This is a genomic window from Burkholderia sp. Ax-1719, from assembly GCF_011753055.1.
In the GTDB taxonomy this organism is placed as follows: Bacteria; Pseudomonadota; Gammaproteobacteria; order Burkholderiales; family Burkholderiaceae; genus Paraburkholderia.
Genome location: NZ_VWWJ01000003.1, coordinates 366,220 through 383,146 on the forward strand (window position 1 = coordinate 366,220; position 16,927 = coordinate 383,146).

Consider the following 16,927-nt stretch of genomic DNA (forward strand, 5'->3'; position numbering starts at 1 on the left):
ATGACGGAGATGGATAAAAGAACCAGAGCGGCGATTCTTGCAATGGATCCGGAAAATCTTGAACTCGGCTTCGATATCATGGATATCGAGAATGCATCACTTTCCCGTACCGACGACGCGGACGGCGATATCAAGACGAAGAGTCACCGCATTGTGCGTGAGAACTGTGCGGCGGTCCTGCGGGACGAACGTGTACCGGTGGAGTTCTGGAAATTTTTGGCGCGGGGAATGCTCGCCTATCTCGATGGTGAGCACAAGAGCATCGAATCCGCACTACGGCTCAACGGAAAGCACGGCAAGAAGCCCTTCACGCCCGATCAAGAAGCCAACGCTATCGATGCCTATTTAGCACACATGCGTTCGCTCCCGAGCGACCAAGCGATGATCGAAGCGACGCCGCACGCCCTTAGCGCAGCATATGCGGCACTCTACGGGGAATCTCCGGCATGGCATCTCAAGAATCCAAACGAAGATGGGGAGCCAACCGTGAGGACTGTTAGAGATCGGCTGAGGAGACTTCGTCAACTTCTCCAGCAACACGGTTACCTGTGGCAACCAGACGATACCGAGCAGATTCACGCAATGAATCACGCGATTGAAGATTGCATCTTCAATCGTAAGTAGCCAGATTGTGCCAATGGAATACTCCCATTCGATTCAGCCGAAGCCATCCCGGTATCGGCAATTCATCGATTGAGAGCCAAATTGAACCCCTCCGAAGTAAGTCACAACAGGCGCGCCGCCACTCGTGCGGTCAAAATCCAACCGCGCGGCTTATCCGCTCGTCAAGCCGCCACGTATATCGGCATCGGCTACTCGACACTTTTCGAGTTGAGGAAAAGAGACTTAACGTTTCCTGTCGCCGTGCGGCTGTCAGCGAACAGAGTCGCGTATATGCGCGATGAGCTCGACGCATGGCTCGATTCAAAGCGCGTCACGTCCAGCAATCACTGATCGAGCGAGCCGAGATTCATGAATCCAGAAATCAAACGGCATTTCGACGCGACCGAAGAGCACTTGCTGGCGGCAATCGCTGAACTTGAGACGATTCCAGACTCGAACTTCAAATTCTTGGCACGACAGATGCGCGAGAAAATGCTAGGGCGTCTTCACGCCGAATGGAATTGCTACGTAGCGAGATACGAGTCTATTCGCGCCATCGCAAGAAAGGCAGCATGATCGACGCAAACCAATTCTACGCTGCACGCATCAACGAGCGGGCAGCAATGAACGATCCAGCCGCCTGGGGTCCGTTCACAGGTTCCGGCTATTACCCGGTTGACGATGCACAGCTTGCAGATGCCCTTGCAGGGGCTGAAATCGTAGTTCACGAAGTAGGCTTCGGGGCGTTCGAATTCATCGAAGGCTATCTCTCGTCGGAGCGTGGCGGCGTTCCATTCTTCGCCGTGAAAGACCGTACTTCGGGCGCGGTTCACATGCTGTCTGCGCCCGCTCTGGATGAGCAGTGAGCATGTTCGCGCCGTTGTCCACCCTCTTAGGCGCGATCGATTGCACGACGTTGAATCAAATCCGATCCAACGTTGCCGTAATGCCGCGCGAGCGTCTTCTTCTCGACTTTCGCGCGGCGTTCGACTCCCGGCAACGCCGCAGGGCTTTCCTGCTATCGGAAGCCCTCACGGCACACGGCATTCCGCCCTGCTTCCGCCGAGATGAGCGTTTCCGGCCCGGAGAGCTTGACGAGAAGCAACGCTTTGACATGTCTGCATATGACCTGCAATGGCTGGCGGCGCGTTATCCCCGTCATGCAGAGCAAGTGCGCGGCGGATATGCGCATTTGCTTTGTGCCGACGACTGGCGCTGGCTCGCTCGTGCCGAGTACTACTGGTCAACGCTGCATCAAGGAGAAACGTGGAAGACGGTCAAGCAGTTGGCGCTTACTGTCGATCAGCAATGGGAATGCAACGTCTTGCGTAGTCAGTCAATCAGGCTTGCGGCGCAAGGTCTCGCCCGCCGTCGTGTCAGCATTCGGAAGGCGATCATGGCTCACTTGCCTGAAGCAACGCGGCGGCGGCACGAAGGCGATGCGAGATTGACGCTGGAGCGCCGCTATCGTGTCTGGTTGTGCAGCGAGATGACCGGCAAGAGTCCGACGAAGACCGCGCACTTGTATGGCCTTTGGACGGGCAACGAAATCGCTCGAAGCATCGCGGATCGAGATGTCGAATGGGTGCGCCGACGTGTGCCGGAATCGCGCAAGCGCCGCCATGCCGACTACGGTAACACCGTCATGCAATGATGCAATGCATGCTGTGTCGGGGATACTTCGTATCCCCGGTTATTCCGTCACACCTTCCCGCCCTTACCCAGTAAGGGTTTGCGCTGTGACAAAACGCGATGAAATGCCTCCTCTTTTCGCGGCCGCTCGTCACACCTTAAAACGACCGCTCGTCACAGCATAAACCGACTTTTGGTCACAGCATTGAAACGAACCACTCGACGGAGTTGAGCTTGTAAACCTGTCACCTACCTGGCACGATCCCCGCCCAGTTCTCAATAGGGAAACGAAGCACGACGGGACGGTTGACTTCGTCAATCGTCGTTATTGAAGAACAACGAAGAAAGGAAGTAGCAAGACACATGCAGCAGATTCAAACGATCGACCTTGATGACTTCGCAGACATCTACAGCGAGTCGACCATCACCAGCACACATCGGATCGGAAGCACGAAGCTCCACAGCGCCACTCATCCCACTCGCGGTAACCTGATCCTGATCGATACCGGCACCCACGAAGCCGGACTCATCATCCTCAACTAACTCCCCAAACCCGCAACGGGTTGGCATCGTCATCGCGACGATGCCTGCAATTCAATACTATCAATCAACGTTGACCGATAGTTGCTCACTCCCAATGTACCAATTGTCACGCGACGAAGTAACAACCCAATCCCGGTTCGGCACGTCTCACGCCAATCCGCTGGCGGATGGTGCGCCCGATCTCGAATGATCTCCCCATGATCCCGGCGAGTGACAGCGCGCGGGCTCACTTCACAATATGAAATGTCTTAGACATTTTCGGCCTAGCGAGTGGGCACCGTCGCATTAATTATGGAGAAAAATCACCCGATCCTTACAGCCCAACTTCAAGCAACGATCCCCGCTGTTGACCTGTCGCTGGATCTACCAAGCCAATCAAAGACTCAACGCAGCAGAACTGCCCTTCGTCCGAGTATCCGGGAAGGCTCAAGCGGAGCTTAGCCGGTCGAAAAATGCTCAATCGCCTCGCTTAAGGGCTATAGTGCGAGCCACTTGAGGTTCATAGAGATCGAGCCAAGTCTTCTGGCCCGGGTGAACTTCGACAAATTTCCGCTTAGAGCTCAACTCAACTATTTCTGGCACCGCCTTTGTCAGACGACGAATCGCCGAAGCAGCGTGGCCTGGCAACAGACCTTCGCGGAAAAATAGAAGGTAGAAAACTGCTGGCCCAAAAATTATCTGCCGAGCAACAAAGTCGCGCTCTCCAAGAGCAGCGGCGTAACAAATCCGAGCGACGAAAGGGTTCAGCAGTGACGCGCCCTGAGACATGCGAATAAATGAATCTGCTTCTATCTGCGAAAGTCCAGCAACCTCGGGCCGCGCGAGATAAACAAGGGACGCGACATGGAAGCGCGACGGTGCGGAGGCCAATCCCCGAATGAAAGGAATGAAACGTTCGAAGAGATGACTGTGAGCGCCGTCAGTTCGCGATGAGTTGAAGGAAATTTTAAGGAGCCAACGAAGCAAAAGTGAGTAGTCGTACCGCAATGCCAGCCCCTGCTTCGTGTAGTTTTGAACAAGTAAGCCAGAATCGGTCAGCAGATGCTTGCCATACGAGTCAAGGTCACTCAAAACCCCGTTGTTACAGTCTTCGCAAACGTCTTTAATTTTTCCTTCGCCGCCAACCATACGTTGTGCGACCTCGTTCCAACCGATGAAGGTTCCTTCCTGTTGCTTCTGGAAGTCGTATATGAAGGCCGGAATTATGTGTTCGCGTGTAAGGGGGCGATCTTCTCGGCAATAGGCGCAGAGCGTCATAGGGGCGGTTCGTGTTTAAGGTTCAATACTGCACAGTATCGAGTTCCATTGCCCACGTCTGATCGAGGCCGGTATAGAGCGGATCGATGTTGTGCATGATCGCACGAGTTTGCGACGTTCCGGTAACCAGACGGTAACGGAAGCCAGAAATGGAAAACGGGTTACAGACTTTCATCTGTAACCCGTTGATTTTCCTGGTCGGGGCGAGAGGATTTGAACCTCCGACCACCTGCACCCCATGCAGGTACGCTACCAGGCTGCGCTACGCCCCGAGAGCTAGAAAGTATAACAGACCCTTTTGCCGATTTGAATGGCTGAAATGCAATTCGTCGGAAAGAATCTTTGCTGCGCGATGAAACGGCCCTGAAGAACCCACGCGCAACGCTCAGCGCCCGAGCAGATCCAGCACGTGCAGCAGTTCCTTGCGCAACTGGTCGACATCGACGTTCGCCATATTGCCTTCGCTCACCGGCACGTCTTCCATCTCGCCTGCTGCGTGCTCTTCCACCACCGCGCCATGCGAGTCGAGCCGGTTGCGTGCGCCGTTGATCGTGAAGCCCTGTTCATAGAGCAATTCACGAATGCGACGGATCAACAGGACTTCATGATGCTGGTAATAGCGCCGGTTACCGCGGCGCTTGACCGGCTTCAACTGCGTGAACTCCTGCTCCCAATATCGCAGCACATGGGGCTTCACTCCGCACAGCTCGCTCACTTCGCCGATCGTGAAGTAGCGCTTGGCGGGTATCGGAGGCAAGACGACCTTTTCGATTGTCGATGTCATCGCCGGGTTGCCGTCGTGGTGGTTGCGCAAAATGGCGTCGCCGCCAGAGTCCGTTGTTGCCAGTCACGCCCGCTGCATTCACCCGTGCGGGCGTGCGCGGATCATTCCGCGCAATGATGCCTTGTTCGATCGCTTCCGCTGATCAGCGCGGGAAGCTTGCCTCAGCGCCGCTTTCCACCAGAGCCTTGAGCTTCTGGCTCGCGTGGAACGTCACGACGCGGCGTGCAGCGATAGGAATCGCTTCGCCGGTCTTCGGGTTGCGGCCCGGGCGTTGCGGCTTGTCGCGCAACTGAAAATTGCCGAAGCCCGAAAGCTTGACGCTGTCACCGCTTTCGAGCGCGTCGCGAATCACCTCGAAGAATGCTTCGACCATGTCCTTGGCTTCGCGCTTGTTCAGTCCGACGTTGTCGAACAGCAGTTCTGCGAGTTCGGCTTTGGTCAGCGTGGGCGTATCGTTCGCGGCACTTGCCGACGGGGCAGGAATATCGCGAATCATGGCGCTACGCTGTGCCGCGAGAAGGGCTTCGAAATCACTCGAGTTCATTTCGTTCATCTATCTTTGCTATGGCGCGCTTCCGGTTGCCAAGGTATGCGCTGCAACCTCGCAAACCGGAAGCCACTGTCGGTACGTGATGAGCCGGGAGGCTTATCCGCGCAACCGGGCGCCAAACACTCGAGCCAGGCGATCCACCAGGGACTTGATGGCCGCATCGACCGTTTCGTCCTGAAGGGTCCCGCCAGTATCTTGCAGGGTCACCCGGAAGGCAAGGCTTTTCTCGTCCGCGCCAAGTCCGGAAGTGTTTGATTTTGCACGAAATTCATCGAACAACGCAACCCTCTGCACAATCCGCGCGGGCTCATCCGTCATGCCCTTGTGAAGCTCGTCGAGCAGCGCCTGGACCTCGATTTTCTGATCGACGACCACTGCGATATCGCGTCGCACCGGCGGGAATTTCGACACGTCCGTCGGCGTCGGCAGGTCGCGCGCCATCAGCGCGTCCGCTTCCACTTCGAACACGATCGGTGCGTGCGGCAGATCGTACTTCTGCATCCAGCGCGGGTGCAGCTCGCCAATCCAGCCCACTGCGCGGCCATCGACTTCCACGCGCGCGCTACGTCCCGGATGCAGCGCCGGATGCTCGGCCTTCACGAAACGCGGCGTCTTCGCAGCGCCCAGGTTCGCGAACAACGCTTCGAGATCGCCCTTCACATCGAAGAAGTCCACGCCGCGCGTTTGCGCGCCCCACTGCTCGTCGAGCGCGGGACCGTACGCGAGCGCGCCGATCATCTTCGGTTGTGCGAAGCCTTCCACCGTCATCTCGCTCGCCTTGATCGACGGATCGTGCAGGAACACGCGGCCCGCTTCGAACACGCGCACGCGGTCCGCGCGGCGGTTGAGGTTGTGACGCAGCACGTTGATAAGGCTGCCGATGAGCGTCGTGCGCATCACCGAGAGCTGGCTCGCGATCGGGTTCAGCAGCTTGACCGGATTCGCGTTGCCCGCGAAGTCCTGTTCCCACTCCGCATCGACAAAGCTGAAGTTGATCGTCTCAGCGTAATCGCGCGCGGCGATCGCATGACGGATCGCATGAATCGAGCGGCGCGTTTCGTTGGTCGCGCGCATTTCGCTGCGTGCGACCGGCGGCAGCGCCGGAATGTTTTCGACGCCGTAGATACGCGCGACTTCTTCGATCAGGTCTTCTTCGATCTCGATGTCGAAGCGGTACGGCGGCGGCGTGACGCTGAAGCTCTCGTCGCCCGCATTGTCGACGCTACGTTCGAACGTGAGACCCAGACGCGTGAAGATCTGAGCGACTTCATCGGCGCCAATCTTCACGCCGATAATGCGGTTCGCACGCGCGACGCGCATCTTCACCGGCGCGCGTTGCGGCACGTTCACGGTCTGATCGTCGATCGGGCCGGCTTCGCCGCCGCAGATGTCGAGGATCAGTTGCGTGATGCGTTCGATATGCTCGACGGTCGTCGACCAGTCCACACCGCGCTCGAAACGATGGCCTGCATCGGTCGAGAAGTTGTAGCGGCGCGAGCGGCCACGAATCGCATCCGGCCACCAGAAAGCGGCTTCCAGATAGATGTTTTTCGTGTCGAGCGTGACGGCCGTGCTGTCGCCGCCCATGATGCCCGCGAGGCTTTCGATCTCGCGTTCGTCGGCGATCACGCCCACGGTTTCATCGACTTCGACGGTATTGCCGTTGAGCAGCTTGAGCTGTTCGCCCGGCTTGCCCCAACGCACGTCCATCGAGCCGTGGATCTTGTCGAGATCGAACACGTGCGACGGGCGGCCGAGTTCGAGCATCACGTAATTCGAGATGTCGACGAGCGCGGAAATGCTGCGCTGGCCCGCACGTTCGAGGCGCTGCACCATCCACGCCGGCGTTTTCGCGTGCGCGTTCACGCCGCGGATCACACGACCCGAGAAGCGGCCGCACAGGTCCGGCGCCGAAATCTTCACGGGCAACGTTTCGTTGAGCTTGACTTCCACCTTCGGGAACACGGGCGCTTGCAGCGGCGCGCCGGTGATCGCGGCGGTTTCGCGCGCGACGCCGTACACCGACAGGCAATCGGCCTTGTTCGGCGTGAGCTTGATTTCGAAGATGGTGTCGTCGAGGTTCAGCGCTTCGCGGATGTCCTGGCCGATCGGTTGATCTTCCGGCAGGATCATCAGGCCGCTGTGGTCTTCCGAGAGCTTGAGTTCGCGCGCCGAGCACAGCATGCCCTGGCTTTCCACGCCACGCAGCTTCGAGAGCTTGATCGCAAAGGGCTTGCCGCCCTCTTCCGCGGGCGGCAGTTCCGCGCCAACCAGCGCGACTGGCACCTTGATGCCGGGCGCGACGTTGGGCGCACCGCAGACGATCTGCAGCGTCGCGCCGGTGCCGGCGTCGACCTGACAGACATTGAGCTTGTCCGCGTCCGGGTGCTTCACGACTTCCAGCACGCGACCGACGACGATCTTCGTGGTGGGCGGCGCAGCCGGGCGCAGGCCTTCGACTTCGAGGCCGGCCATCGTGAGCGCGTGGGCCAGCTCATCGGTCGTGAGCTTCGGATCGACAAAGCTTCTCAGCCAGGATTCGGGGAATAGCATGTGGTTTTACATTCCAGACAGATTGTGACCGTCGCGAAGCGGGTTGCCGCGCACCTCGTTGAAGTGCTGCGTCCGCCTCGCGCCCTGCAAGCGACGAGTCGCTGCGGCGTCGCTTCGATTTAAGCGAACTGGCGCAGGAAGCGCAGATCGCCTTCGAAGAACAGGCGCAGATCCTGCACGCCATAACGCAGCATCGTCAGGCGCTCGAGCCCGCTGCCGAACGCGAAGCCGATATAGCGCTCCGGGTCCAGACCCATGTTGCGGATCACGGTCGGATGCACCTGGCCCGAGCCCGAGATTTCGAGCCACTTGCCGGCGTTCTTGCCGTGCTCGAACATCATGTCGATTTCCGCCGACGGTTCCGTGAACGGGAAGTACGACGGGCGGAAGCGCACCTTGATGTCATCGCGCTCGAAGAACTTCTTCAGGAAATCCGTATAGACGCCCTTCAGGTCCGCGAAGCTGATGTTCTCTTCGATCCACAGGCCTTCGACCTGGTTGAACATCGGCGAGTGGGTGGCGTCGCTGTCCACGCGATACGTGCGGCCCGGTACGATCACCTTGATCGGCGGCGTGTGCGTGCGCGCATAGCGCACCTGCATCGGGCTGGTATGCGTGCGCAGCAGCAGTTGACGGCCATCGGCGTCCTTGCCGTCCACGTAGAACGTGTCCTGCATCGAGCGCGCCGGATGGTTTTCCGGGCTGTTGAGCGAGGTGAAATTGAACCAGTCGGTTTCGATTTCAGGACCGTCGGCCACGTCGAAGCCGATCGAGCCGAAGATCTGCTCGACGCGTTCCCACGTCTGCATCACCGGATGCAGGCTGCCCGTGCCCGTGCCGCGGCCGGGCAACGTGACGTCGATCGCCTCGGAGGCGAGGCGCTGGTTCAGGAGCGCGTCGGCAAGCGCCTGGCGGCGCGCGTTCAGCGCGGCTTCCACCTGCTGCTTGACGGCGTTGATGCGCGCACCTTCGGTCTTGCGCGTTTCCGGGTCGAGCTTGCCAAGACCCTTGAGCAGTTCGGTCAGCGCGCCCGACTTGCCCAGAAAACGAGCCTTTTCGTTTTCAAGCGTGTTGACGTCGGGTGCGGAAGCGAAGGCGGTTTGCGCGTCGGCGACAATCTGGTCCAGATCCATTGATCCCATCTTTTCAGCGTCAGTGTTTGAGACTTGAGCGGTGCCTGGCACGCCGCGGTGTACGAGTGTGACGAACGATCACGACGGCATGAAGGCACTGCATGAGGCGGTAGCAACGTGGTCACCGCTTGAAGCACGGAAGCGCGCAGGAAGCGCTTCACCAACAAAAACGGGGCTCGGTGAGGAGCCCCGTTTTTGTTGCAGCATCACCGAAACAACCGGACGCTGCTGCAACGAACCTGCGCAGTACCTGAACTTAGGCAGCGACGGCGGCCTTCACCTGCTTGACGATCGCAGCAAATGCAGCCTTGTCGAACACAGCCATGTCAGCCAGAACCTTACGGTCGAGTTCGATCGAAGCCTTCTTCAGGCCAGCGATGAACACGCTGTAGGTCATGTCGTGCTGACGCACCGCTGCATTGATACGCGTGATCCACAGTGCGCGGAACACACGCTTCTTGTTGCGGCGATCGCGATAGGCGTATTGGCCTGCGCGCATGACCGCCTGCTTGGCGATGCGATAGACGTTATTGCGACGGCCGCGGTAACCCTTGGCCAGGTTGATGATCTTCTTGTGGCGGGCCCGTGCGGTAACCCCACGTTTGACTCGAGGCATGAGTAGCTCCTTTGAGTTGTCGGTTGAGGATTACGCGAACGGCATCATTGCGCGCACGGACTTCAGATCGGAATCATGAACGGCCGTTGCACCACGCAGATGACGCTTGTTCTTGGTGGTCTTCTTGGTCAGGATGTGACGCTTGAAGGCTTGACCGCGCTTGACGGTACCACCCGGACGAACCACAAAGCGCTTGGCGGCGCTTTTCTTGGTCTTCATCTTGGGCATGACAAAAACTCCATTTATTTGATGGACATGGGTGTGCGGCTGGCTTGTGTGAACACTTTGCCCTAGACCGCCCTTCGAAACCCACTCCACTTGTTTTGGCGACCGGCTGCTCTATAAAAGACAAGCTTGCCGCCGCTTTCAGGAAAAGCGCCTGCCTGCCGCACTTGCGTGCGACGCGCGGGCGCCATTTCCGGAACCTGCTGCGTGTCTGCGCTTGCCACAGGGCTTGCGAGACATCGAGAACTGCTTGAGACGCCGCGCAGTGTACACAAGTGCAGAGCACTTCACACTGCGCGCCGGATCACTTCTTCTTCTTCGGCGAGAGCACCATGATCATCTGGCGCCCTTCCATCTTCGGCATCTGCTCAACCTGACCGACTTCTTCGAGGTCGGTACGCAGGCGCTCGAGCATGCGCATGCCGATTTCCTGGTGAGCCATTTCGCGGCCCCGGAAACGCAACGTGATCTTCGTCTTGTCGCCTTCATCGAGGAAGCGGATGAGATTGCGCAGCTTGACGTTGTAATCGCCGTCGTCGGTACCCGGGCGGAATTTGACTTCCTTGACCTGGATGACCTTTTGCTTGAGCTTGGCTTCGTGCTGCTTCTTCGATTCCTGGTACTTGAACTTGCCGTAATCCATCAGGCGGCACACGGGCGGCACAGCCTGGGGAGCAATTTCAACCAGATCGACGTCCTGCTGTTCCGACATGCGGAACGCATCAGCCAGCTTTACGATACCGAGCGGCTCGTTCTCGACTCCGACGAGACGCACCTCGGGTGCAGTGATTTCACCGTTGATGCGATGCGACTTATCCGTAGCGATGTTACGTTTCCTCTAAAAATTAAAAAAACGAGCCGCGCTGCCAGGTGGCTTACTTGAACGAACTGACGTCCTGCGCCAGACGCTCAGCGAACGCGTCGACGGGCATCACACCCAGATCAACGCCGCCACGGGCACGCACGGCTACCGTTTGCGCTTCACGCTCTTTGTCCCCGACTACCAGCAGGTACGGGACCTTCTCAAGCGTGTGCTCGCGTATTTTATAGCTAATTTTCTCGTTGCGCAAATCGGCCTGCACTCTAACCCCTTGTTTTTGCAACGATTGGGCCAGATTAGCGGCATATTCAGCCTGACTTTCCGCAATATTCATCACAACGACCTGCACCGGAGCCAGCCAGGACGGCATTGCACCAGCATGGTGCTCGATCAGAATACCGAGGAAACGCTCCATCGAACCGAGGATTGCACGGTGCAGCATGATCGGGCGACGGCGGCTGTTGTCTTCCGCCACGTACTCGGCGCCCAGACGCTCCGGCAACACCATGTCGAGCTGCAGCGTGCCGCACTGCCACGAACGGCCGAGCGCATCCTTGATGTGGTACTCGACCTTCGGACCGTAGAACGCGCCCTCGCCCGGCAGCTCTTCCCACTGCAGGCCGCAGGCCGTCAGCGCATCGCGCAGACCCTGCTCGGCGCGGTCCCACGTTTCATCCGTGCCGGCGCGCGAATCCGGGCGCAGCGACAGCTTGATGTCGATGTGATCGAAGCCGAAGTCCTTGTAGATGCTCATCGCCAGCGTATTGAAGGCGATCGATTCGGCGATGATCTGGTCTTCCGTACAGAAGATGTGCGCGTCGTCCTGAACGAAGCCGCGCACGCGCATCAGACCGTGCAGCGCGCCCGACGCCTCGTTGCGGTGGCACGAACCGAATTCCGCGTAACGCAGCGGCAAGTCGCGATACGAACGCAGGCCGTGGTTGAACACCTGCACGTGGCCCGGGCAGTTCATCGGCTTGACCGCGTAGTCGCGCTTTTCCGACTCCGTCGTGAACATGTTTTCACGATAGTTCTGCCAGTGACCCGACGCTTCCCACAGCGAGCGGTCCATGATCATCGGCGTCTTGATTTCGTCGTAGCCGGCCACGCGCAGGCGCGCGCGCATGTACTGCTCGACCTGCTGCCAGAGCGTCCAGCCCTTCGGGTGCCAGAACACCATGCCCGGCGACTCGTCCTGCATGTGGAACAGGTCGAGTTGCTTGCCCAGCTTGCGGTGATCGCGCTTTTCCGCCTCTTCGAGGTTGTGAAGATACAGTTCCTGATCTTCCTTCTTCGTCCAGGCCGTGCCGTAAATGCGCTGCAGCTGCTCGTTCTTCGCGTCGCCGCGCCAGTAAGCGCCCGCGACCTTCATCAGCTTGAAAACCTTGAGCTTGCCCGTCGACGGCACGTGCGGGCCACGGCACAGGTCCGTGAAATTGCCGTGCGAGTACAGCTTGATGTCCTGATCGCCGGGGATCGACTCAATGATCTCGGCCTTGTACTTCTCGCCGATGCTCTTGAAGTAGTCGACCGCCTCGCCGCGCGTGACCACGCGGCGCGACACCGGCTCGTCTTTCTTCGACAGCTCCTGCATACGCTTTTCGATCTTTTCGAGATCTTCGGGCGTGAAGGGACGGCTGTAGGCGAAGTCGTAGTAAAAGCCGTTGTCGATCACCGGGCCGATCGTGACCTGCGCTTCCGGGAACAGCTCCTTGACCGCGTAGGCCAGCAAGTGAGCCGTGGAGTGACGGATGATGTCGAGACCGTCGACGTCCTTGTCCGTAACGATAGCCAGCGATGCGTCATGATCGATCAGCGTCGACGTATCGACCAGCTCGCCATCGAGCTTGCCGCCGAGCGCCGCCTTGGCGAGGCCGGCGCCAATCGAAGCCGCTACTTCGGCGACCGTGACGGGGTGATCGTACTGTCGAACCGAACCATCGGGCAGACGTATCGCAACCATGTTTTTCTCCAGAAGCGCCGCACGCGGCACATCGTATTGTGTTCGGGGGAGATCGCCGCTAAACAGCTAGAGCGACCCGATAAAATTTCGCGGCGAAAAAAAATGCGGCCCCGCTTTCGAGGGGCCGCATTCACTTTTCAAACCAGATTGCAGGGCGAAAGAGGTCCTCGACTAGCGTCGTTCCGAAGCAGTATCGGTCAACGTTCGCGGTGTCATAACCGTATTCGCCTTGAGCGCAGAGCGCTTTTTGCTGCATTGAAGCTCCGATGCTAACACACACATCGCAACTTCGATTTCGTTGGTAGGCTCGATTGGACTCGAACCAACGACCCCCACCATGTCAAGGTGGTGCTCTAACCAGCTGAGCTACGAGCCTGAAGAAGCAAGACTATATGACACTTTCACGAACCTGGCAAGCACTTTTTTGCGTTGCGGCAAACGCGGCAGTCTGACGGCTCGCGCCTAGCCTTTGCGGAACGCCCGCTGCACCCCGCCCACTTCGCCTAGCAGCACACAGGCACGCTGGATCTGCGCCGAACTCGACACCTCAACCGTGAACTGCATATAAGCCGCATTGCGGCGCGTCTGCGTCTTTACGCCGATCACATTCATCTTCTCGCGCGCGAACACTTCGGAGATATCGCGCAGCAGCCCCTGGCGGTCGGTGGCCTCGATCGAGATGTCGACCGGATACACCGACTGCCCGCGCCCGCCCATCACGTCGGCGGACCACGTGGTCTGGAGCACGCGCTCCGGCGAGCGGCGCGCCATGCGCTGGAAGGTCGCGCAATCGCTGCGGTGAATCGACATGCCCTTGCCGCGCGTGACGAATCCGCTAATGCCGTCGGGCGGCGCAGGTCGGCAGCAGCGCGCGAGTTGCGTCAGCAACGCGTCGACGCCCACCACCAGCACGCCCGACGAACCGCCGTGGGCGACGTTCGAACCGCTCGCCCGCTTGGTCAACTGCTCGGGCGTTTCTTCCTCGGGTTCCGGCGCGGGGGCATCGCTCAAGGCCTGCTCGACGTAGCGCAGACTGAACTCTTCCTTGCCGACCACGCTGAAGAATTCGTCGGTCGACTTGAAGCCGAGCTTGGCCGCGAGCTGATCGAGATTGACCGACGTGCGCCCTTCGCGCTGCAAGGTCTTTTCGACCATCGCACGACCGTTGGCGATGTTTTCCTGCGCCTCGATGGCGTTGAACCAGGCGCGCACCTTCTGCCGCGCGCGATGGCTTTGCAGATAACCGAGCTGCGGGTTGAGCCAGTCGCGCGACGGGCCGCCCTCTTTCACCGAAATGATCTCGACGGTCTGGCCGTTCTGCAGATGCGTGTTGAGCGGCACCATCGCGCCGTCGACGCGCGCGCCCCGGCAACGGTGGCCAAGCTCGCTATGCAGGTGATACGCGAAATCGAGCGGCGTCGCGCCCTGCGGCAGCGCGATGACGCGTGCCTGGGGCGTGAGCACGTAGATGTGATCGTCGTCGAGCGTCGCCTGGCGCAGTTGCTCCCACGGCTGACGGCCATCGGCCACGTCGTCTTTCCACGCCAGCAACTGGCGCAGCCACGCAATCTTTTCGTCGTAGCTGCTGCTCGCGCTGAACTGGCCGCCATAGCCCTTCGAACCCGCTTCCTTGTAGCGCCAATGCGCGGCCACGCCGTATTCCGCGAACTGATGCATCTCCTGCGTGCGGATCTGCACTTCGAACGCGCGACCGTCGTCGCCCATCACCACCGTATGCAGCGAGCGATAGCCGTTCGGCTTGGGGCGGGAAATGTAGTCGTCGAATTCGCGCGGCACCGGCTGCCACAGGTTGTGCACGATACCCAGCACGCTGTAGCAGTCCTTGATGTCGCGCACGATCACGCGGAAGGCGCGCACGTCGTAGAGTTCGGCAAAGTCGATATCCTTGCCGCGCATCTTCTTCCAGATGCTGTAGATGTGCTTGGGCCGCCCGCTCACCTCGGCGTCGATATGCGCGGCGGCGAGTTCGCTCTGCAGCCGCTCGATCGCTTCGGCCACATAGCTTTCACGCTCGACGCGTTTTTCGTCGAGCAGTTTGGCGATGCGCTTGTAGGTGACCGGCTCCTCGAAGCGAAACGCCAGATCTTCGAGCTCCCACTTCAGTTGCCAGATGCCCAGACGGTTCGCGAGCGGCGCATAGATGTCGAGCGTTTCGCGCGAGATTTCCGGCGCGGGCGTGACTTTGGCCGCCGCGTAATAGCGCAGCGACTGAAGGCGCGACGCGAGGCGGATCAGCACCACGCGAATGTCCTGCGCAAACGCGAGCAGCATCTTGCGCAGCGATTCGACCTGGGCGCGGCGCGCGGCCTGCGCATCGCGGCTTTCGCGCCCGCTTTCCGCCGCCGCGTTCTGCGCGGCGGCGCGCAGGCTCACCGTGCCCAGACGCAGCAGCTTGCGCACATCGAACACGAGCCGCGTGACCTCGGCGCCAAAACGCGCTTCGAGTGTCGCTTCCGGATTGTCGAGATGCTGGGCGATGTTAAAGAGCGCCGCCGCCAGCACTGCGGGCGGATCGACGTTCAGACGGCTCATGATCGACGCCGTGCCCTGCGCGTGTTCGACGAGCGGTTCGCCCGTGGACAGGCGCGCGTCGCCGGCATGCTCGCGCACGAACGCCAGCGTGTCTTCAAGCGACGGCAGCGCGGCGGAGGCGGAAACTTCTGCGGGGACGGGAGGTAAGGTGTCGCTGCTCATGAGACATCGCCCGCCGGCGTACCGGACAGGCTGCTAACCACGGTAAAACAATTCAACGATAGTCCGGTCGGGTAATCTGGCCGCGCGCATTGGCCCGGCTTTCAGACCCGATCAGTTCGTTGCTTCAAGCCGCACTCAATCGCGCTGCGCGGCCACCACGACGATTTCAACCAGGCATTCCGGATTCGCGAGCTTGGCTTCGACGGTCGCGCGCGGCGGCGTAGCGCCCTGTGCGACCCACTTGTCCCACTCGGCGTTCATGCCCGGGAAATCCTTCATGTCGGCGATATAGATCTGCACGGACAGCAGCAGCGTCTTGTCGCTGTTGGCTTCGCCCAGCAGACGGTCGATGTGGCCAAGACATTCGCGCGTCTGGCCAAGGATGTCCTGCTTCGTGTCTTCGGCGATCTGACCGGCCAGATAAACGGTACCGTTGTGGATCGCGGTTTCCGAGAGGCGCGGGCCGACGTGGTGACGAATGACTGCCATGAATTTTCCTGTTGATTTGAGAGCCAGAGGGCGTTGCAGCGCACTGCGGGGCGCTCCTTTCAGAGCGCCGACACGCCGGACAATCCAGCATTATGACGCGCCGAAAGCTTATCCGGCGAAGAAACGGCGCGCGATCTCGATCTGGTCGGCGGCGAGAAAGGCCGGCGCATGCCCCACGCCAGCGATTTCAACGCCCGTCAACTGCTGGGCGCTCGCCTCCATCTTCTTCACCGTTTCACGCGAAAGCAGATCGGAAAGTTCGCCGCGCACGGCCAGCACCGGCCCCTTGAACGCCGCGAGCGAGCGCCACAGGAACTGTTCGCCCTGCTCGTTCTGCTCGGGCGTCACGCCCTTGAAGCCTTCGGAGATACGCGGGTCGTAGCGGTAACGCCAGACGCCCTCCACTTCGTGCAACAGGGGCGTATTGATTTCGCGCCACTCCTCGGCCGTCAGCGGCCCAAAGGAAGCCGCCAGCAGCGCGGCGTTGTCGATGCCTTCCTGCAGCGAGCCAAAGCTGACGTCGCGGCCCACGTATTCGCCGATGCGCTCAAGCGAAGCCGGTTCGATATGCGGCCCAATATCGTTGAGCAGCATGCGGCCGATGGGCGCGTCGGGCAGACCGGCCAGCGCCATGCCGATCAGGCCGCCCATCGACGTGCCGAACCAGTCCACTTTCTCGACGCCGGTGCGAGCGATCAGGGTGACCATATCCGCGACGTACTGGGCGACGCCATAGCCACGCGGGTCGACGAGCCAGGACGAAAGCCCGCGCCCAACCACGTCCGGACACACCACGCGATAGGTATCGGACAGCGCCAGTGCGAGGCGATCGAAGTCGCGGCTGGAGCGCGTCAGGCCATGCACACACATGAGGACACGCGGATTCGCGGGGTCGCCCCATTCTGTATACGCCACGCGGTGCAGGCCCGAAGGGCTGAGGCACTGGACAAAGTGCTGGCGCGGCTGGCGCGATTGAAGCGGCACAGCAGACGAAACGGTCATTGCGTGATCCTCGCTGAAGGCATTCATAGGCGTGGGGCCATT

Annotated in this window: 17 protein-coding genes and 2 tRNA genes; 5 read left to right on the forward strand and 14 right to left on the reverse strand. The window is 60.1% G+C overall.

Annotated elements, in window-relative coordinates; all coding sequences use genetic code 11:
- From F3J17_RS09085 to F3J17_RS36015, 5 genes are all read left to right on the forward strand, one after another.
- Positions 1-624: a hypothetical protein gene (locus F3J17_RS09085; RefSeq protein WP_167056370.1), complete on the forward strand. Its 624-nt coding sequence runs from the start codon at positions 1-3 to the stop codon at positions 622-624.
- Positions 625-972: 348 nt separating this feature from the next.
- Positions 973-1,179 (forward strand): hypothetical protein, encoded by a 207-nt coding sequence (locus F3J17_RS09095; protein WP_167056375.1) that lies wholly within the window; start codon positions 973-975, stop codon positions 1,177-1,179.
- The gene (locus tag F3J17_RS09100) at positions 1,176-1,469 is read left to right on the forward strand and encodes a hypothetical protein (RefSeq protein WP_167056378.1); all 294 of its coding nucleotides are present in this window, start codon (positions 1,176-1,178) and stop codon (positions 1,467-1,469) included. The genes F3J17_RS09095 and F3J17_RS09100 overlap by 4 nt, the downstream gene beginning before the upstream one ends.
- Before the next feature lie 2 nt (positions 1,470-1,471).
- Positions 1,472-2,257, forward strand: coding sequence for a hypothetical protein (locus F3J17_RS09105; protein WP_167056381.1), 786 nt, complete (start codon positions 1,472-1,474; stop codon positions 2,255-2,257).
- Between the two features lie 341 nt (positions 2,258-2,598).
- Positions 2,599-2,778, forward strand: a complete 180-nt coding sequence (locus F3J17_RS36015; protein WP_205194691.1) for a hypothetical protein — start codon at positions 2,599-2,601, stop codon at positions 2,776-2,778.
- 456 nt (positions 2,779-3,234) lie between these two features.
- Here the strand turns inward: F3J17_RS36015 and F3J17_RS09115 are convergent, their stop codons facing one another.
- The 14 genes from F3J17_RS09115 to F3J17_RS09180 all read right to left on the reverse strand — a co-directional run bounded on the left by F3J17_RS09115 (position 3,235) and on the right by F3J17_RS09180 (position 16,885).
- A complete protein-coding gene (locus tag F3J17_RS09115; RefSeq protein ID WP_167056387.1) occupies positions 3,235-4,035 on the reverse strand; it encodes an HNH endonuclease in 801 nt (266 codons plus the stop codon).
- Positions 4,036-4,230: 195 nt separating this feature from the next.
- A tRNA-Pro gene (locus tag F3J17_RS09120) sits at positions 4,231-4,307 on the reverse strand.
- Between the two features lie 113 nt (positions 4,308-4,420).
- The gene (locus F3J17_RS09125; RefSeq protein WP_167056390.1) at positions 4,421-4,819 is read right to left on the reverse strand and encodes a MerR family transcriptional regulator; all 399 of its coding nucleotides are present in this window, start codon (positions 4,817-4,819) and stop codon (positions 4,421-4,423) included.
- A 142-nt stretch (positions 4,820-4,961) separates the two neighbouring features.
- Positions 4,962-5,372: an integration host factor subunit alpha gene (locus F3J17_RS09130; RefSeq protein ID WP_167056393.1), complete on the reverse strand. Its 411-nt coding sequence runs from the start codon at positions 5,370-5,372 to the stop codon at positions 4,962-4,964.
- Positions 5,373-5,465: 93 nt separating this feature from the next.
- The gene (gene pheT / locus F3J17_RS09135; RefSeq protein ID WP_167056396.1) at positions 5,466-7,922 is read right to left on the reverse strand and encodes a phenylalanine--tRNA ligase subunit beta; all 2,457 of its coding nucleotides are present in this window, start codon (positions 7,920-7,922) and stop codon (positions 5,466-5,468) included.
- A gap of 119 nt (positions 7,923-8,041) precedes the next feature.
- Complete coding sequence (gene pheS, locus F3J17_RS09140; RefSeq protein WP_167056399.1) at positions 8,042-9,055, reverse strand: phenylalanine--tRNA ligase subunit alpha; 1,014 nt, start codon at positions 9,053-9,055, stop codon at positions 8,042-8,044.
- Positions 9,056-9,311: 256 nt separating this feature from the next.
- A complete protein-coding gene (rplT, locus tag F3J17_RS09145) occupies positions 9,312-9,671 on the reverse strand; it encodes a 50S ribosomal protein L20 (RefSeq protein ID WP_167056402.1) in 360 nt (119 codons plus the stop codon).
- 30 nt (positions 9,672-9,701) lie between these two features.
- Complete coding sequence (gene rpmI / locus F3J17_RS09150; RefSeq protein ID WP_167056404.1) at positions 9,702-9,899, reverse strand: 50S ribosomal protein L35; 198 nt, start codon at positions 9,897-9,899, stop codon at positions 9,702-9,704.
- A 301-nt stretch (positions 9,900-10,200) separates the two neighbouring features.
- Positions 10,201-10,722 carry a translation initiation factor IF-3 gene (gene infC, locus F3J17_RS09155; RefSeq protein WP_167056659.1) on the reverse strand — a complete coding sequence of 174 codons (522 nt, stop codon included), beginning with the start codon at positions 10,720-10,722 and terminating at the stop codon, positions 10,201-10,203.
- Between the two features lie 49 nt (positions 10,723-10,771).
- Positions 10,772-12,679, reverse strand: coding sequence for a threonine--tRNA ligase (thrS, locus tag F3J17_RS09160; RefSeq protein WP_167056407.1), 1,908 nt, complete (start codon positions 12,677-12,679; stop codon positions 10,772-10,774).
- Positions 12,680-12,978: 299 nt separating this feature from the next.
- Positions 12,979-13,055: transfer RNA gene (locus F3J17_RS09165), tRNA-Val, on the reverse strand.
- An 86-nt stretch (positions 13,056-13,141) separates the two neighbouring features.
- Positions 13,142-15,394, reverse strand: coding sequence for a bifunctional (p)ppGpp synthetase/guanosine-3',5'-bis(diphosphate) 3'-pyrophosphohydrolase (locus F3J17_RS09170; protein ID WP_167056410.1), 2,253 nt, complete (start codon positions 15,392-15,394; stop codon positions 13,142-13,144).
- A gap of 135 nt (positions 15,395-15,529) precedes the next feature.
- A complete protein-coding gene (locus F3J17_RS09175; protein ID WP_167056413.1) occupies positions 15,530-15,883 on the reverse strand; it encodes a RidA family protein in 354 nt (117 codons plus the stop codon).
- A gap of 108 nt (positions 15,884-15,991) precedes the next feature.
- The gene (locus tag F3J17_RS09180) at positions 15,992-16,885 is read right to left on the reverse strand and encodes an alpha/beta hydrolase (protein WP_167056416.1); all 894 of its coding nucleotides are present in this window, start codon (positions 16,883-16,885) and stop codon (positions 15,992-15,994) included.
- Positions 16,886-16,927: the final 42 nt, after the last annotated feature.

Excerpts from the sequence above, each read along its gene's own strand:
- F3J17_RS36015 (WP_205194691.1), top strand. The coding sequence starts at position 2,599 with ATGCAGCAGATTCAAACGATCGACCTTGATGACTTCGCAGACATCTAC.
- F3J17_RS09115 (WP_167056387.1), bottom strand. The coding sequence starts at position 4,035 with ATGACGCTCTGCGCCTATTGCCGAGAAGATCGCCCCCTTACACGCGAA.
- F3J17_RS09100 (WP_167056378.1), top strand. The coding sequence starts at position 1,176 with ATGATCGACGCAAACCAATTCTACGCTGCACGCATCAACGAGCGGGCA.
- F3J17_RS09095 (WP_167056375.1), top strand. The coding sequence starts at position 973 with ATGAATCCAGAAATCAAACGGCATTTCGACGCGACCGAAGAGCACTTG.
- F3J17_RS09105 (WP_167056381.1), top strand. The coding sequence starts at position 1,472 with ATGTTCGCGCCGTTGTCCACCCTCTTAGGCGCGATCGATTGCACGACG.
- pheT (WP_167056396.1), bottom strand. The coding sequence starts at position 7,922 with ATGCTATTCCCCGAATCCTGGCTGAGAAGCTTTGTCGATCCGAAGCTC.
- thrS (WP_167056407.1), bottom strand. The coding sequence starts at position 12,679 with ATGGTTGCGATACGTCTGCCCGATGGTTCGGTTCGACAGTACGATCAC.
- pheS (WP_167056399.1), bottom strand. The coding sequence starts at position 9,055 with ATGGATCTGGACCAGATTGTCGCCGACGCGCAAACCGCCTTCGCTTCC.
- rpmI (WP_167056404.1), bottom strand. The coding sequence starts at position 9,899 with ATGCCCAAGATGAAGACCAAGAAAAGCGCCGCCAAGCGCTTTGTGGTT.
- F3J17_RS09170 (WP_167056410.1), bottom strand. The coding sequence starts at position 15,394 with ATGAGCAGCGACACCTTACCTCCCGTCCCCGCAGAAGTTTCCGCCTCC.
- rplT (WP_167056402.1), bottom strand. The coding sequence starts at position 9,671 with ATGCCTCGAGTCAAACGTGGGGTTACCGCACGGGCCCGCCACAAGAAG.
- F3J17_RS09125 (WP_167056390.1), bottom strand. The coding sequence starts at position 4,819 with ATGACATCGACAATCGAAAAGGTCGTCTTGCCTCCGATACCCGCCAAG.
- F3J17_RS09130 (WP_167056393.1), bottom strand. The coding sequence starts at position 5,372 with ATGAACGAAATGAACTCGAGTGATTTCGAAGCCCTTCTCGCGGCACAG.
- F3J17_RS09175 (WP_167056413.1), bottom strand. The coding sequence starts at position 15,883 with ATGGCAGTCATTCGTCACCACGTCGGCCCGCGCCTCTCGGAAACCGCG.
- F3J17_RS09085 (WP_167056370.1), top strand. The coding sequence starts at position 1 with ATGACGGAGATGGATAAAAGAACCAGAGCGGCGATTCTTGCAATGGAT.
- F3J17_RS09180 (WP_167056416.1), bottom strand. The coding sequence starts at position 16,885 with ATGACCGTTTCGTCTGCTGTGCCGCTTCAATCGCGCCAGCCGCGCCAG.